Annotated in this window: 3 protein-coding genes; 2 read left to right on the forward strand and 1 reads right to left on the reverse strand. The window is 38.2% G+C overall.

All coding sequences use genetic code 11. The features are described 5' to 3' along the window. Positions 1-10: 10 nt before the first annotated feature. Positions 11-601, forward strand: coding sequence for a lysophospholipid acyltransferase family protein (locus tag V7147_RS13495; RefSeq protein ID WP_335368371.1), 591 nt, complete (start codon positions 11-13; stop codon positions 599-601). Positions 602-636: 35 nt separating this feature from the next. Here V7147_RS13495 and V7147_RS13500 read toward each other — a convergent pair whose 3' ends face one another. Then, positions 637-1,197: an AAA family ATPase gene (locus V7147_RS13500; RefSeq protein WP_335368372.1), complete on the reverse strand. Its 561-nt coding sequence runs from the start codon at positions 1,195-1,197 to the stop codon at positions 637-639. Positions 1,198-1,483: 286 nt separating this feature from the next. Between V7147_RS13500 and V7147_RS13505 the strand changes: the two genes are divergently transcribed. After that, positions 1,484-1,960, forward strand: a complete 477-nt coding sequence (locus tag V7147_RS13505) for a glutathione peroxidase (protein ID WP_335368373.1) — start codon at positions 1,484-1,486, stop codon at positions 1,958-1,960. The last annotated feature ends 13 nt before the right edge of the window (positions 1,961-1,973 follow it).

Consider the following 1,973-nt stretch of genomic DNA (forward strand, 5'->3'; position numbering starts at 1 on the left):
GTAAGTCAAAGTGTATCATTTCATTGCAAATCTAGCTAAAGCGATTCTTACGGCAACAGGTGGAATTAAGGTTTATAACAAAGAGAAGCTGCCAAAGGATGGCGCCTATGTTATTGCTTGTACACATACAGGTTATATCGATATTTTGTGGCTCGGTGTTTCATTGCTGCCACGGCAAATTCATTATATGGCAAAAAAGGAATTGTTTACGAACAAACTACTAGGTGGCTTTTTATCAAAACTGAATGCATTTCCGGTTGACCGTAACAACCCAGGGCCAAGTGTTTTAAAAATTCCATCTAGGTTGCTCTCGAAGGGGGAGGTTGTTGGAATTTTCCCGAGCGGTACTCGTACGAATGAGCAAACTGCGCTTAAACAGGGAGCAATTACAATCGCGCAACGCAGCAAGGTTCCTGTTGTTCCGGCGGTGTATATTGGGCCAAATACAGTTAAGGAATTATTGAAGTTTAAAAAAGCAAAGCTTATTTTCGGTGACCCCCTGTTTATTACATCACCTGACATGGACGCAAAACAGGCACGCGATCATTTCACCCAAGAATTAGTGATAAAATTAGGGATCCTTCGTGATGAGTTAAAATAGGTGGGCAAACGCTTGGAGCTCAATTTCCAAGCGTTTTATAATTGAAACTTATCCTTGATCATTTTGGCAACTTCTTCAGCGCTTAGGTTCGTATTGTCTATCCTCAGGTAGTTTTCGAACGTAATTTCACCATCATATGAATTTAAGCGGTGCTTTTCCATTGTTTCTTTTATATCATTTTCAGACCATTCAATGTCGCGTTTCTTAGGCTTGTGTTCCAGTCGATTTGGTGTTTTATTTCTTTCAAGTCTTTCTTCCAAGTCAGCCTCAAGTTCCACATAGTACACGGTGGCTCCTCTTGATTCAAATAGTTCAGAAAGTCCCTTCACATACTCCCAATCGGATTCAAGGTTAAACATCCAGACATAGGTGAAAATCATACCGTACAAATCACTTTTTGAAACTTCTTCAAATATTTCCTGGCGAAACAATTTAACTAGCCGTTTCCCCTCTTTTGTACTGTAGTCAAAAAAGTGACTCACTAAATCGATCGTAATGTGGTTATGAAAAAGCTTTAATTCTGTTATTTTTGCTAATTCCTGCCCGACCGTCATTTTCCCAACCGCTTGCGGACCAAAGATATGTACAAATTTCATAATGTTTCCTCATTTCTTTTTGAATATTCTACCATAAATGTACAAAGTTTCACGTAATATTTTTTGTATATGTTATTAAAAATCATAGAATGAAAATAAAAAACATAGGCCGCCTGCTAAAAGCCATAGAAAAAAATAAAAGCCATAAAATCTAGATTCTCACTTAATCCTAGTACATAACCCGGTCTTTTTAGACATATCAGAGGTTAAAATGTAGTCCAAACTTGAATCTCAACCTAACATCATTTACGATTGGGGTAATTCGTACATAAGGGGAGTGGGCAATATGGCAAGTGTGTATGATTTTGTAGTGAAAATGGCGAACGGAGAAATGAAGTCACTCAAGGAATATGAAGGACAGCCACTTTTAATCGTCAACACAGCAAGCAAATGTGGATTCACACCACAATTTCAGGGATTGCAGGGGCTTTATGAAAAGTATCAAAAGGATGGCTTGGTTATTCTTGGGTTCCCTTGTGCTCAATTTGGGAATCAGGAATTTGAGAAAATCGAGGAGACCACTTCATTTTGTGAAACCAATTATGGGGTAACATTTCCGATGTTTGCAAAAATCGAAGTAAACGGTGACCATGCGGATCCCTTGTTTCAATTTTTAAAAGACGAACAAAAAGGTATATTGTCAAAAGCGATTAAATGGAACTTCACTAAGTTTTTAGTTGATCGGAATGGTCAGGTTGTGGAACGATATGCCCCACAAACCGAGCCCGCTAAAATAGAAAAAGACATCGAAAAGGTATTATAAAGTGAAACTTCAA

Source organism: Bacillus sp. JJ1521 (assembly GCF_036965165.1).
Lineage (GTDB): Bacteria > Bacillota > Bacilli > Bacillales > Bacillaceae_L > Ferdinandcohnia.